The organism is Stenotrophomonas sp. C9D9, assembly GCF_056491205.1.
On the sequence record NZ_JBSZIF010000006.1, the window covers coordinates 297251 to 310933 of the forward strand.

The 13683-nt window shown below is 68.2% G+C and carries 14 protein-coding genes; 8 read left to right on the top strand and 6 right to left on the bottom strand.

From position 1 onward, the window contains the following. Nucleotides 1-49 precede the first annotated feature (49 nt). The 7 genes from ACXI0D_RS16855 (at nucleotide 50) to ACXI0D_RS16885 (ending at nucleotide 6829) form a co-directional block, all read left to right on the top strand. On the top strand, nucleotides 50-382 hold the full coding sequence (locus ACXI0D_RS16855) for a hypothetical protein (protein WP_049443355.1): 333 nt from the start codon (nucleotides 50-52) through the stop codon (nucleotides 380-382). A 77-nt stretch (nucleotides 383-459) separates the two neighbouring features. Further along, nucleotides 460-876, top strand: coding sequence for a helix-turn-helix domain-containing protein (locus ACXI0D_RS16860; RefSeq protein ID WP_049443356.1), 417 nt, complete (start codon nucleotides 460-462; stop codon nucleotides 874-876). Further along, nucleotides 873-1529, top strand: a complete 657-nt coding sequence (locus tag ACXI0D_RS16865) for a hydrolase (RefSeq protein WP_014037536.1) — start codon at nucleotides 873-875, stop codon at nucleotides 1527-1529. The genes ACXI0D_RS16860 and ACXI0D_RS16865 overlap by 4 nt, the downstream gene beginning before the upstream one ends. Nucleotides 1530-1531: 2 nt before the next feature. After that, a complete protein-coding gene (locus ACXI0D_RS16870; RefSeq protein WP_014037535.1) occupies nucleotides 1532-1957 on the top strand; it encodes a DoxX family protein in 426 nt (141 codons plus the stop codon). Between the two features lie 119 nt (nucleotides 1958-2076). Continuing rightward, the gene (locus ACXI0D_RS16875) at nucleotides 2077-3924 is read left to right on the top strand and encodes an amidohydrolase (protein ID WP_192840508.1); all 1848 of its coding nucleotides are present in this window, start codon (nucleotides 2077-2079) and stop codon (nucleotides 3922-3924) included. Next, nucleotides 3903-5186, top strand: a complete 1284-nt coding sequence (locus ACXI0D_RS16880; protein WP_479642831.1) for an alginate export family protein — start codon at nucleotides 3903-3905, stop codon at nucleotides 5184-5186. The genes ACXI0D_RS16875 and ACXI0D_RS16880 overlap by 22 nt, the downstream gene beginning before the upstream one ends. Then, nucleotides 5180-6829 carry an MFS transporter gene (locus tag ACXI0D_RS16885; RefSeq protein ID WP_479642832.1) on the top strand — a complete coding sequence of 550 codons (1650 nt, stop codon included), beginning with the start codon at nucleotides 5180-5182 and terminating at the stop codon, nucleotides 6827-6829. Before ACXI0D_RS16880 ends, ACXI0D_RS16885 begins: the two co-directional genes overlap by 7 nt. Before the next feature lie 104 nt (nucleotides 6830-6933). On the opposite strand, the gene ACXI0D_RS16890 is transcribed toward ACXI0D_RS16885, so the two are convergent. After that, entirely contained in the window at nucleotides 6934-7758 is an 825-nt protein-coding gene (locus ACXI0D_RS16890; protein ID WP_119006417.1) for an alpha/beta fold hydrolase, read from the bottom strand. Nucleotides 7759-7944: 186 nt separating this feature from the next. On the opposite strand from ACXI0D_RS16890, the gene ACXI0D_RS16895 reads away from it, so the two are divergent. Further along, a complete protein-coding gene (locus ACXI0D_RS16895; protein WP_119006416.1) occupies nucleotides 7945-8331 on the top strand; it encodes a hypothetical protein in 387 nt (128 codons plus the stop codon). Nucleotides 8332-8406: 75 nt separating this feature from the next. On the opposite strand, the gene ACXI0D_RS16900 is transcribed toward ACXI0D_RS16895, so the two are convergent. The 5 genes from ACXI0D_RS16900 to ACXI0D_RS16920 form a co-directional block, all read right to left on the bottom strand. Continuing rightward, the gene (locus ACXI0D_RS16900) at nucleotides 8407-9111 is read right to left on the bottom strand and encodes a DUF2968 domain-containing protein (protein ID WP_049443363.1); all 705 of its coding nucleotides are present in this window, start codon (nucleotides 9109-9111) and stop codon (nucleotides 8407-8409) included. Nucleotides 9112-9216: 105 nt separating this feature from the next. Continuing rightward, nucleotides 9217-11367, bottom strand: coding sequence for a TadG family pilus assembly protein (locus tag ACXI0D_RS16905; RefSeq protein WP_479642833.1), 2151 nt, complete (start codon nucleotides 11365-11367; stop codon nucleotides 9217-9219). Nucleotides 11368-11375: 8 nt separating this feature from the next. Further along, nucleotides 11376-11837 (bottom strand): DUF3613 domain-containing protein, encoded by a 462-nt coding sequence (locus ACXI0D_RS16910; RefSeq protein ID WP_101765659.1) that lies wholly within the window; start codon nucleotides 11835-11837, stop codon nucleotides 11376-11378. Beyond that, on the bottom strand, nucleotides 11834-12724 hold the full coding sequence (locus tag ACXI0D_RS16915; RefSeq protein WP_119006414.1) for a tetratricopeptide repeat protein: 891 nt from the start codon (nucleotides 12722-12724) through the stop codon (nucleotides 11834-11836). The genes ACXI0D_RS16910 and ACXI0D_RS16915 overlap by 4 nt, the downstream gene beginning before the upstream one ends. Then, complete coding sequence (locus ACXI0D_RS16920) at nucleotides 12724-13659, bottom strand: type II secretion system F family protein (protein ID WP_101765657.1); 936 nt, start codon at nucleotides 13657-13659, stop codon at nucleotides 12724-12726. Before ACXI0D_RS16920 ends, ACXI0D_RS16915 begins: the two co-directional genes overlap by 1 nt. Nucleotides 13660-13683: the final 24 nt, after the last annotated feature.

The window sequence follows — 13683 nt, forward strand, 5'->3', positions numbered from 1 at the left end:
CGGGCGCCGCCGTCGGCTATCACGCCGGCATGTCCTCTGGAGCCCGGCCATGCAGCGCCTGTTCGTGATGTTCCCCGACCGCGGTCCGGGCATCGGCCTGCTGTGGCTGCGGCTGTGCCTGGCCGCCGCATTGTGCACGCCGGGTACGCATGCAGGCTGGCTGTCGGCGCTGTGCCTGCTGGCGGTGGCGATGCTCGCGCTGGGCGTATTGACGCCGCTGGCGGTAGTGCCGGCAACACTGGGCCTGTATGCACAGGCACTGCCGTGGCCACTGGTGGTGTTGCCGCTGGCCTTGCTGGCGCTGGGCCCGGGTGCCTATTCACTGGATGCGCGGCTGTTCGGTCGTCGCCGGCTCGGCCATCGACCTCCCCCATTCGGGTAGGTGCCGGCCTCGACCGACGGGGGTAGGGCATCGCCCGGCGCACACGCACCATGGGCCACCCCTTCGCGGCGCCCCACATGGCCACTGTTTCCCCGCCGGCTTCGCCCGCTGCATCGCTGGCCCCGCACCAGGCGGCGGCATTGCAGCGCGCCCTGCGCTACGTCGACGAGCATCTGTCACAACCGTTGCGGGTGACCGAACTGGCGCAGGCCGCCTGTGTCAGCCGCTTCCACCTGGTGCGCCTGTTCCGCACCGGTACCGGCGCCAGCCCATTGCGTTATGTGCGTCGTCGCCGCATCGAGCGCGCGCGGCAACTGCTGCCCGGCGCGCAGCTGCCGATGGCGTGCCTGGCGCAACAGCTGGGCTTCTTCGACCAGAGCCATTTCGTCCGCAGCTTCCGCGCCGAGACCGGCTGCAGCCCCGGCCAGTACCTGGCCGGTGATGCCGCCCTGTTGCTTCCCCCTGATCATGTTTCCAACGGAGTCCATCCATGAGCCTTGCCACCGCCACGCCCGCCCCGGCCCTGCTGTCGCCCACCGACCATGCCCTGGTGCTGATCGACTTCCAGTCGCAGATGGCGTTCGCCACCCACACGATCGACATCTCCGCGCTGCGCAACAACGTGTCGCTGATCAGCAAGGGCGCCAAGGGCTTCAACGTACCGGTGCTGCTGACCACGGTGGCCGAAGCGTCGTTCTCCGGCCCGATGTTCCCGGAACTGCCGGAGATCTTCCCGGGCCAGACGGTGTTCGACCGCACCTCGATGAACACCTGGGAAGACCAGGCGGTGATCGATGAGATCAACCGCATCGGCAAGCGTCGCCTGGTTGTTGCCGGGCTGTGGACCAGCGTCTGCATCGTGGGTCCCGCGCTGTCGGCGCTGGCGCAGGGCTTCGAGGTCTACGTGATCACTGATGCCTGCGGCGATGTCAGCGAAGAGGCCCACGAGCGTGCGATCACCCGCATGGTGCAGGCCGGTGCGGTGCCGATGACCAGCGTGCAGTACCTGCTTGAGCTGCAGCGCGACTGGGCACGGGGTGAGACCTACGAGCTGACCACCGGCATTGCCCGCGACCATGCCGGCGGCTATGGCATCGGCATCCAGTACGCCAAGCGCATGTTCGGCGCGCAGGAAGGCGGGCACTGAGCATGCTGGCTGGCCATGGCCTCGACCTGGCCCTGCTGATGCTGCGCGTGGCGGCAGGAGGCTTCCTGCTGCCGCACGCGCTGGGCAAGCTGTTCGGCTGGTTCGGTGGCCCCGGGCTGGCCGGCTTCGCCACCGAGCTGCGCGGCTTCGGCCTGCCAGCGGTGGCTCCGCTGCCGCTGCTGCTGGCCCTGCTGCAGGTGCTGTCCGGGCTGGCCGTGCTGCTGGGCTGGCAGACCCGCGTCGCCGCACTTGCGGCGGCCGCCTTCATCGGTTTCACCGTAGTGTTGGCCCTGCCCAGGGGCTGGTTCTGGATGCGCGGCGGCAGCGAGTACCCGTTGATGTGGACCACGGTACTGCTGGCCCTCGCGCTGACCGGGCCCGGCGCCTGGGCACTGGACGGCCAACGCCTTCCAGGAGACCTCGCATGAGTCACGATCCACTCGATCAAGGCCGTCGCAACGTGGTACTGGCTGGCAGCGCCGCGGTGGCGCTGGGCCTGGCCGGCCGTGCCGGTGCCGCACTCGATTCCACTTCCAAGGAGCGTCGCATGAGCACGCTGGTCATCCGCAATGCCCGCATCACCACCCTCGACCCACAGCAGCCGCATGCACAGGCGCTGGCCGTGCAGGACGGGCGCATCGTTGCCGTCGGCAGCGACGAGGAGATCATGCGCGGCTGGGGCAACGAAGCGACCCTGATCGACGCGCAGGGCCGGCGCCTGCTGCCCGGGCTCAACGACAGCCATACCCATCTGATCCGTGGCGGCCTGAATTACAACCTGGAGCTGCGCTGGGACGGCCTGCGTTCGCTGGCCGATGCGATGGCGATGCTCAAGGCGCAGGTCGACCGCACCCCGGCGCCGCAGTGGGTGCGCGTGGTCGGTGGCTTCACCGCCGCGCAGTTCAACGAGAAGCGCCTGCCGACGCTGCAGGAGCTCAACGACATCGCGCCGGACACGCCGGTGTTCCTGCTGCACCTGTACGACCGGGCGCTGCTCAATCGTGCGGCGTTGCGCGCCTGTGGCTACACCAAGGACACGCCGGATCCGCCGGGCGGGCAGATCGTGCGCGATTCGCTGGGCAACCCGACCGGGCTGCTGCTGGCCAAGCCCAATGCGCTGATCCTGTACGCCACGCTGGCCAAGGGCCCGCGCTTGCCGATCGAATACCAGGCCAACTCGACGCGCCACTTCATGCGCGAGCTGAACCGGCTTGGCATCACCTCGGTGATCGACGCCGGCGGTGGCTTCCAGAACTACCCCGAGGACTACCAGGTCATCGAGCAGCTGCATCGCGATGACCAGCTGACGGTGCGCATCGCCTACAACCTGTTCACCCAGAACAAGGGCAAGGAAGTGGATGACTTCCGTGGCTGGAGTGAGATCCTGCAGCCGCGCCAGGGCGATGACCTGCTGCGCCACAACGGTGCCGGCGAGATGCTGGTGTTCTCGGCGGCCGACTTCGAACTGTTCAACGAGCCCCGCCCGGAACTGCCGCCGGAGCTGGAGCCCGAACTGCATGACGTGGTGAAGCTGCTGGTCGAGAAGCGCTGGCCGTTCCGCATACACGCCACCTACGACGAGAGCATCACCCGCATCCTGGATGTGTACGAACAGGTCAACCGCGAGGTGCCGTTCGATGGCCTGCACTGGTTCATCGACCACGCCGAGACCATCACCCCGCGCAACATCGAACGCATCCGTGCGCTGGGTGGCGGTATCGCCGTGCAGCACCGCATGGCCTACCAGGGCGAGGCCTTCGTCGAGCGCTATGGCGTGCAGGCGGCGCGGCACACGCCGCCGGTCAAGCGCATGCTGGCCGAAGGCGTGCCGGTCGGTGCCGGCACCGATGCCACCCGCGTGGCCAGCTACAACCCGTGGGTGGCGTTGTCCTGGCTGGTGACCGGACGCACCGTGGGCGGGCTGGCCCTGTATGGCGATGAGAACCTGCTCGAACGTGAGCAGGCGCTGCGCCTGTGGACCCAGGGCAGCGCCTGGTTCTCCGGCGACGAAGCGGTGAAGGGCACGCTGAAGGCCGGCCAGCTCGCCGACTTCATCCTGCTTTCGGCCGACTTCTTCCGCGTGGATGATGCGCAGATCGCCGACATCACCAGCGTGTTGACCGTGGTTGGCGGCCGCATCGTGCATGCCGACGCCGACTATGCAGGGCTTGCGCCACAGCTGCCGCCGGCGATGCCCAACTGGTCGCCGGTCAACAGGTTTGGTGGCTACCATGTCGGCGGTACCGCCACCGGGTTGGCCGCCGCGCATCACCACCATCACGGTGTGGCCTGCAGCACCCACGGCGCGCACGGCCATGCGGCCCGGCATGCTGCACCCACCGACGACCTGACCGCGTTCTGGGGCGCGATGGGATGCTCGTGTTTCGCGTTCTGAGCCTGGCGCTGCTGGCCGTGCCCTCGCTGGCGCTGGCCTGCGACGGCGGTCACTGCAGTGACGCGGGCGACGGCGAACTGCAATGGGACGCGTCGCTGCGCGTGCGTGGCCTGTACTACGACCCGAGCCGGTTCGGCGTTGGCGGTGGCGAGGATGGCTATGGCCTGCTGCGCGCGCTGGCCTCGGCCACCTATGTGGAAGAGACCTGGCAGGCAAAGCTGCAGCTGGGCGTGCATGCTGAGAATGGCAAAGCCGGCGGCCCGGGCCGCACCGACCGCAGCGCGCTTGATGTGCAGCAGGCGTACTGGCGCTGGCAGCACGGTGGCCTTCATCTGCAGCTGGGCCGGCAGGAAGCCGGCTACGGCAGCTCACGGCTGCTGTCGGTGCGCGATGGACCGAACATCCGCCTGGCGTTCGACGGTGCACGTGCAGGCTGGAAAGGTCGCCTGGGCACGCTTGATCTGATGGCGCTGCGTCCGGTGGAGAACCGGCCGGGCGCCTTCGATGATCGCGGCGAACACGGCGCCCATCTGTGGGGTGCCTATGCCACCACGGCGCGTGGACAGGGCGCGGGACAGTGGGATCTGTACCTGCTGGACTACCGCCGCGACGGCGCGCGCTTCGCCGCAGGCAGCGGTGCCGAACGTCGGCAGACCCTGGGCACGCGCTGGTTCGGCCAGGCCGGTGCACTGGACTGGAACAGCGAGCTGGTGGCGCAGGGCGGTGAACTGCGGACGACCGCCGGCACGCTCGATATCCGCGCCTGGACGCTGGCTACCGATACGGGCTGGCGCTGGACGAACCTGCCGCTGCAGCCGCGGCTGGGGCTGAAGGCGGACATCGCCAGTGGCGATGGAAATCTGCAGGATGGCCGCATGGGAACCTTCAACGCCCTGTTCCCGAAGTCGGCCTATTTCAGCGAGGCCAGCCTGCTGGCCCCGGCCAACCTGATGGACGTCCAGCCGACCCTGACCCTGCGCCTGCACGACGCGGTGACGACGGAACTGGGCGTACAGATGGCCTGGAAGCATCGTCGCGCGGATGCGGTCTACACCACGCCCGCACCGCTGGTGGCGTTGCCGGGCAGCGCCGGCGGCGCGCGCCGCATCGGTACTCAGTACAAATCCGAAACCCGCTGGCAGGCCAGCGAACACTGGCAATGGCAGCTGCAGCTGGCCTGGGTCGATGCCGGGCCTGCACTGAGGCAGGCCGGTGGCCAGGACACGTTGTTCGCCTCGATCGTTGGAGCATGGCAATGGTGAACGCAACCGCGTCGCAACCCCCCGCACAGGCCGCAGGCGCCTGGTCCCCGCTGAAGGTCCAGATGTTCCGCTCGATCTGGCTGGCGATCCTGGCCAGCAACATCGGCACCTGGGTCAATGACGTGGCCGCTGCCTGGGTGATGGCCGAGCGTACCGGCTCACCGTTGATGGTGGCCCTGGTGCAGTCGGCCACCACCGTGCCGATCGTGCTGCTGGCACTGGCCGCCGGAACCCTGGCCGACATCGTCGATCGCCGCAGGTACCTGCTGGCCACCCAGGGCTGGATGCTGCTGGTCGCGGCGGTGATGGCGGCACTGACCGCGATGGACATGCTGACCCCCCAACTGCTGGTGCTGCTGACCTTCTGCATGGGCTGCGGGGCGGCGATGGCGATGCCAGCGCAGGCCGCGATCGTGTCCGAACTGGTGCCGCAGCCGATGCTGGCTTCGGCGGTGGCGCTGAACTCGATCGGCATCAACATCGCACGCTCGATCGGCCCGGCCATCGGCGGCGTGATCGTCGCCCAGCTGGGCGCGGTCTGGGCGTTCGGCTTCAACGCCATCACTTTCGCCGCGATGCTGTTCGTGGTGTGGGGCTGGAAGCGCGACCCGAAGCAGTCCAGCCTGCCGCCGGAAGGGTTCGGTGCTGGCCTGAAGGCGGGCCTGCGTTATGCGAGCCGCGCCGGGCGGTTGCAGGCAGTGTTGATCAAGTCGGTCGGCTTCTTCTTCTTTGCCGCAGCGATGAATGCACTGCTGCCGGTGGTGGTACGCGGGCAGATGCATGGCGGGGCGGGGCAGTACGGCATGCTGCTCGGCTGCATCGGCATCGGTGCGGTGGGTGGTGCGTTGCTGCTGCCGAAGCTGCGCGCACAGATGGATCGTGACCTGCTGGTGCTGCTGGCCACCCTGTCGCTGGCCCTGAGCCTGGTCGGCCTGGCGCTGACCCGCAGCTGGTACGTGCTGCCGCTGGTGATGCTGATCAATGGCTTTGCCTGGATCACCGTGCTGTCGTCGCTGCAGATCGCCGCGCAGACCGCGGTGCCGGCGTGGGTGCGTGCGCGTGCATTGGCGTTGTACATCATGGTGTTCTCTGCCGGCATGGCTGCCGGCGGGCTGAGCTGGGGCGCGCTGGCACAGCGCACCTCGCCGGAACTGGCCTTGCTGGTGGCTGCCGCGGGTGCGGTGATCGGCGGATTGCTGGTGTGGCGCGTGCGCATCGCTGGTACCGAAGACCTGAACCTGCGCCCGGCGGGGCATTGGCCGGCCCCCGAACTGTCGGTACCGGTATCCAACGATCGCGGCCCGGTGCTGGTGACCATCGAGTACCGCATCGATGACGCTGATCGTGCCGCGTTCCAGGCACAGATGCGCGCACTGGGCACGATCCGTCGCCGCGATGGCGCCGTGGTCTGGGGCGTGGTCGAGGATGTGGCCACCCCGGGCATCCACCTGGAGTATTTCGTGACCCCGTCGTGGCTGGAGCACCTGCGCCAGCACGAACGCATCACCGCCGACGACAAGGCGATCCAGGAAGTGCTGCGCGGTCTGCATCGCGGCGAACGTGCACCGGTGGTGCGTCACTTCGTAGGCGGGCACGACCCGCTGCCGAAGACCGGCGTGCCACACCACCACAGCGATATCTGACCCAAAAAAGGGGACGGAGGGGATTAAGTCGTTTGTGCACAAACGACTTAATCCCCTCCGTCCCCTTTTTGTGCGGCGGCGCTGGGTGGCGCCGCCGCAGCACATCACCTGCGTGCGAATGCGAGCAGGTCGGCGTTGAACTGCTCGGCGTGGGTGACGGTCAGGCCGTGCGGGGCACCGGGGTATACCTTCAGTTCGGCATCCTTGATGATCTGCGAGGACAGCTTGGCCGAGGCATCGAACGGAACGATCTGGTCGTCGTCGCCGTGCACGACCAGTGCCGGCACGTCGATCTTCTTCAGGTCTTCGGTGTAGTCCACTTCCGAGAATTCATGCACGCAGTCGTACTGGCCCTTGACGCCACCGAGCATGCCCTGCAGCCAGAACGAATCACGCATGCCCTGGGTGACGGTGTTGCCATCGCGGTTGGCGCCGAAGAACGGGGTGGTCAGGTCCTTGAAGAACTGCGAGCGGTCGCCGCCGGTGCCCTTGCGGATGCCGTCGAAGACCTCCAGCGGGGTACCGGCCGGGTTGGCAGCGGTCTTCAGCATCAGCGGCGGCACGGCGCCGACCAGCACCACCTTGGCCACGCGCGTGCTGCCGTGGCGGCCGATGTAGTGGGCCACTTCGCCGCCGCCGGTGGAATGGCCGACCAGGATCGCGTCCTTCAGGTCCAGCGCCTCGATCACTGCAGCCAGGTCGTCGGCGTAGGTGTCCATGTTGTTGCCGTCCCAGGTCTGGCTGGACCGGCCGTGGCTGCGGCGGTCGTGGGCGATCACGCGGAAGCCGTTCTGGCCCATGAACAGCATCTGCGGGTCCCAGGCATCGGAGGACAGCGGCCAGCCGTGGGCGAACACGATCGGCTGGCCGTTGCCCCAATCCTTGTAGAAGATGCGGGCGCCGTCGGCGACGGTGACGAAGTTGCTCATTGCAGGTTCCTTGGCGGAAGGGAGGGAAGGCATCGGCAGGCTGCCGGTGCCTCCGGCAGTACAGCGCAGGTGCCGGCGATGGACTTGCACCGCTGTGCTGGATTGCAAAGGATGTGACGCATACCGCTCTGGCGGGACCGGAGTCGCGCGCCGAGGATGTCCGCAGCCTGCCTGTGGAAAGCCCGGATGCCCGCCACGCGATGGTCCCTGATGGTGTGCCTGCTGTTGCCGATAGCCGCGCCGGCGCAGACCAACGTCTACAAATGCGTGGATGGACCGCATCCGGTCTACCAGCAGACACCCTGCCAGGGCCGTGCGGCGTGGCGCTGGGAGGTCCCGGCGGAGCAGTCATTGTCCCGCGGTGCGGTGGTTCCCGCAGTCGCGCAACCGAAGCCGTCACGTCGCTCGCGGCGTGCCACCCGGGCGCAGGGCGCGTTGATCACGATCAGCACGGATGCGGCGGCCTGCGAGCGTGCGCGCCGGCAGCGCGAGCGGGAGTTGCTCAAGCGCCGACGGCTGGATTTCGTGCAGCGCCGGCAGCTGGATGACGCGGTCTACGGCGCCTGCCAGTGAAGTGAGTTGCTGAAGTGCCGAAAACGACAACGGCGCCCTGGGGCGCCGTTGCGTGAAGTAGCGTAAGTGCAGGTTTCAGCGACCGTCGCTGGCGGCGGCCGGGGCGGGCACGCTGTCCGGCTTGGGCAGGCTCAACTCCGGGTTGCCCTGTTCGGCCTGCAGGATCTGGATGCGGCGCTGCAGGGCATCCAGCTGGCTGTTGGTGCTCTGCACATCGGTGCTGAGGCTGACTGCCTGCTGCTGGGCCTGCTGCAGGGCGGCGCTGACCTGCGCCGACTGCGCCTGCTGCTGCTCCATTTCCTGCTGCAGGGTGCGCAGGCGTTCTTCGTTGTAGGCCACCAGGCGCTCGGTGTAGCGCTTGCCGGCTTCCAGGCGGGTGGTGTCGATGTAGACCTGGGCCAGCTGCTCGGACTGCTGCGCGAAGGTGCGGTAGACACGTTCGGCGTTGTCCACCGCATCGGTCTTGATCACCCGCCAGAAGTTCTTCTCCTGGAACAGGGCGACGTAGTAGGTCAGGGTGTTGGCATTGAACAGCAGGCTGGCGCCGTAGTTGCCGTTGTAGGTGGTGCGCAGCTCGGTCAGCTGGCGCGAATCCATCAACTGCTTGAGTTCGTCCACGGTATTGCGCACCACCGGCGCGCTGCGCGCCGGTTCGGCTGCAGGCTCACGGTCGCCACGTGCGGCCATCGCCGCCGGTGCCACCAGCATCATGGCCACGGCCAGCACTGCCGCGCTGCGCGCGTGCCGGGCGAAGACCGCGCCCCCTGAAGTTTCTCGCATGTCTAGACCATCCACGGATGAGTGTGGGTTGAGATGAAGGTGGTTCCCCGCCGGGAGTCTAGCATGCGCGCGGGCGCCGCCAAGGGCGCCCGTCACGGCTCGATTTCAATAGACCAGCTGTGCGGCGCTGCACTGGATCGACTGCACGTTGACGTCGGTCCGGCCCAGCTCCAGGCCCAGCACGCTGGCCAGCAGGTTGGTCAGCAGGGTGCCGACACTGTTGAGCACCGGCCGCAGTGCGGCCAGGATCGGCTTCAGCAGGGTGCACAGCAGGCCGCTGCAGCTGACGCTGCCGTCGGGGTTGGTGACGCCGCTGCCACCGGCACCATCGAGGAAACCCGCCGGCGCGGTCTGGATGTACGACGCCAGGTTGTTGCGCACGCAGCCGTTGTAGTCGATCAGGTTGCCGAGCAGGCTGTCGCAGCGGTTGATCAGCAGGCCGCCGACCAGCGAGCCGAGCAGGCCATCGAGCAGGCCCAGGCCCTGGCCGGTGACGGTGGTCTTGTAGCCGGTCCACACCGAGCCGTCTTCCCAGCAGGTGGTCAGGCCCAGCAGGCAAGGCTTGGGGACGCCATTCTTCACCGTCCAGTTGCCCAGCGGCGCGAGATTGCGTGCCGGGTCGCCATCGCGCAGCAGCGGGATGACCTGGTCGACGTTGTAGCGCCCGCCAGTGGGGAAGGCCGCCTGCAGGTAGCGGTCGGCCAGCGCCTTGGCCGTGTCGTTGGCGCTCATGCCCTGCTTGGGCGAGCTGAGCATGCCCGACAGCACCCGCAGCAGTTCGTTGACCAGGCTCGACACCGCGTCACCGATCGCGAGCGGATTGATCCGGGTCGAGCCGGTCTCGCCGGCAGCCAGGGTCAGGTTCTGCGTGCTGGTCAGCGCGGGGAGGGTGATCTTGTCATTGACCAGCGGCTGGCCCAGCAGCTTCAACAGCTGCTCGTTCTGCAGCGTGGCGTCGCAGACATTGGCCTTGGAGAAACGCTGCGCGGGGTCGACATTGCCGACGCAGGCACGCAGCACCGATGAATCGACCTGGATGGTGGCCTTGGGTGGGCTGGCGCCGCACTGGATGCCGGTCAGCGTGCCCATGCCGTTGGCCACGTCGACGTGCAGCGGCAGGTGCAGGCGCGTGCCGAGCAGGTTCAGCAGCGGCCCCAGCGCGAACAGGTTGTTGCTGTCCACGTCCACCATCAGCCGAACCTGCGCATTGTAGGCACGGGTGCCGACGCCGCCGATGGCGATCGATGGCGGTTCGACCACGCCGCCCTGGATGTTGATGCCCAGCAGGTCCAGTCCCTTGATCGTCACGCCGTTGCCATCGTTGGCGATGGAGATGGCGGTGTTGATCAGGTTGAGCACGTTGATCTTCGATTCCAGCGCGCTGCCGACGGTGCCGTCGGGTGAGACAACTTCCGCGAACAGGCCACCGCCGCCGGCCTGGCTGCCGAGCACGATGTTGAGCTTGTTGATGTCCAGCTGGGTGGCGACCAGGTCGGACAGGGCGCGCAGCTGCACGCCCACCGTCGAGTCACGGCCGACGACGGTGGCGGTGGCATCGACCAGCTGCGCCAGCGAGATCTTGTTGACCGACAGCAGGCGGTTGAAGTCGGCCACGCTGAGGTTGGCGCTCACCGGGATGTTGAGTGCCTTCAGCAGGCCGGATGGCGTGACGTTGGCCTGCGCCAGGCCGTCATAGGACAGCACCGTGGCATTGGTGACGTCCAGGCCGACCAGGCGCAGGGTCGACAGCAGTACGGAATTGCCATTGGTACGCAGCAGCTGCGAGCCCACTGCGAACACCGCCGTGGGCTCCGAGCGGCGGGCTACCGCCTGCACGCTGACGGTCGGCAGGCTGGTGTTCTGGCCGAAGAAGGGCAGCACGCTGCGCTCGGCGATCACCTGCACGGCATTGCGCGGGTTGCTGGCATCAACGCTGGTGACGAAACGGTTGCTGGTGCCGCGGCTGGCACTCCAGTTGCCGCAGCGGATCTGCAGGGTGCCTGCGAACCTGTTCTGGGCCAGCGCGTTTTGCCGGGCTGCGCTGTTGTCGCTGTTGTCCGCGCTGCACAGCTCCAGCCGCTGTGCGCCGGCCAGTGCGGCCAGGTCGGCTACCTTCTGCGCATCACGCTTGGCCCAGAACAGATAGCCGATCTCGATCAGGCCCAGCATGGCCAGCAGCGCCAGCATGACCAGCATCATCGTGACCGACATGCCGCCGCGTGGGCGACTGAAACTGAACTGGCGTGGGCGTTTCATGGCCGACCTCAGCGTCCGGAGGAAGAGGCGTCCTTGGACCGGGCAACATCGGTCTCAAAGAAGTCCGGGATCTCGTGTTCAAAGCTCTTCAGGTAACGCGCATAGCTCAGCGTGGCCTGGTCACCCAGGATCGGCAGGCGCTGGCCGGCCTGCTGCCCCGACGCCTGCATGCGGAACAGGTTGCGGGTGGCCTCGCCGCTCTGCAGGCGCGCACGCGGTGTTGCCGGTGGTGCAACGTCGGTTGCGGGGATTGCCGGCGGTGCCGCAGCCACCGCTGCGGATGCGGCGGGTGAGGACAGCTCCACGGTGGGAAGCGGCTCGGCCTGCATCGGCGCTGCGGCCGGTGCCGACGGCAAGGGGCCACCGAGCATCTGTCCGGTCAATGGCTGTTGCTGTGCCTGCACGGCACCGGCAGCAAGCAGGCAGGACAGCACGGGCAACAGGCGTCGGGTCAGGCGCATCGCGGTCATGGGGTGCTTCCGGTCGGGTGATCGGTGGTGCTGAAGCGTTCCAGCATCGACGGTGGCAGGCGCTGCGGATCGCGCTCGTCACGTGCTTCGCGGCGTGGTTCGGCTGCCAGCCGGGTGCTGCCCGATGCACGGGCGCCGCGTTCGCTGCTGGCCGTGAGCTCAGGCGCCGGGGCGTTGACGGTGGCAGCGGCCTGCCGCTGCTGCAGGCGCGTGCGGATCTGCTGGGCCTGCTGCTGGATGCTGCGGCGCGTTTCCTCGTTGAGGTTGGCTTGTTCCGACAGGCGCTCTGCCGTGGCCTGATCGCCGCGCAGTACCGCCCACAGTGCGAGATTGGCCGTGGCCTTGGCGTTGCCTGGCGAAAGCTCCAGGGCCTTGGCCAGCGGCTCGCGCGCCTGGTCGAACTGGCCGGCGCGCAGCCGCGCATAGCCCAGGTCGCCAAGGTAGTCGGTGTTCAAGGGCTGCAACTGCGTGGCGCGCGCCAGCGCCTGTTCGCTGCCTGCATCGTCGTCGCGGCGTGCAGCGATCAGGCCCAGGCCATGCGCGGCAGCGGCGGCCTGCGGCCCGCTGGACAGCTCGCGATACAGGGTGGCCGCTGCGTCGGTCTGGCCGATCTCGCGCAGTGCGTCGGCCTGCAGCAGGCGCAGGGCAGGGCGATCACCATAGCGTTGGCGGAAGGCCTCCACGTGGGCCAGCGAGGCATACCAGGCGCCCTGCTGCTGCATGCGTTCGATCAGTTCCAGGTAGGCGTTGCGGCTGTCCTGTGGATCGGGTTCCGGCGGCGCAAGGCTGGGCGCCCGCACGTACTTCGGCGTGGTCGAGGCGCAGCCACTGGCCAGGGCGGCGAGGGCGGTGGCAAGCAGCAGGCAGGAAGTGCGCAGGGCAGGCATCAGGGCGATCCCATCTTGGACATGGTGGTGGCCAGCGCGACCAGCGCTGGACCGGCAAGCACCAGCATCAGTGCCGGCAACAGGGTCAGCATCATCACCACGGTCATCTTCACCGAGAGCTTGCCGACCTTTTCCTTCAACGTGTTGCGGCGCTGTTCGCGCAGGCGGATGCTGAACTGGCGCAGCGGTTCCTGCACTGCGCCGCCGTGTGCATGCACCTGCAGGATCAGCTGCATCAGGCTGGTCAGGTCGTCATCCGCGTAGACCTCGCTCAACCGCCGCAGTGACTGCGCGCGGGTGCGGCCGTGGGTGTAGGCCACGTTCGCTTCCTGCAGTTCGCCGCCCAGTACCGGCAGCGCATCGCGCAGCTTGTCGCCCAGCGTCTGCAGGCTCTGGTCCATGCTGAAGCCCACGCCCTGCAGCAGGCGCAGCAGGTCGATCAGCAGGGGCAGCTCGTTCTCGACCGCGCGGCGCCGGCGCTTGACCCACGACGACAGCACGAACTTGGGCAGCAGCAGCCCGGCTGCCAGCGCACCGATCACCACCATCACCTTGGCCAGCCCGTGCGCGCTGCTGAACGCCAGCGCCAAGGCCAGCACCAGCAGCGCAAGCAGCAGGCGCAGGCCCAGGTAGATGGCCGTGCCCCGGCGCGTATTCCAGCCGGCCAGGTCCAGCAGCAGCTTGTCCTCGTTGGCCAGCAGCGCGGCCTCCAGGCGGCCTCCACTGAGCGAGCGGCCGAAGCGCTCCAGCCAGCCCAGCGAGTCGCGGCGGGTGGCCTCGCTGTCGCGGGTTTCGTCGCGCGGTTGCAGGGCGGTCTTCAGCGTGGCCGAGGTGCGGTGCTCGCGATGGCTGCGCACCCAGCCGGCAATGCCGAGCAGGGCGACACCGGCCGCCAACACCAGCAGTGAGAGAGCGAACCAGGCAGTGGCGCTCATCGGGCACCTCCGTGGCGGCGGCGG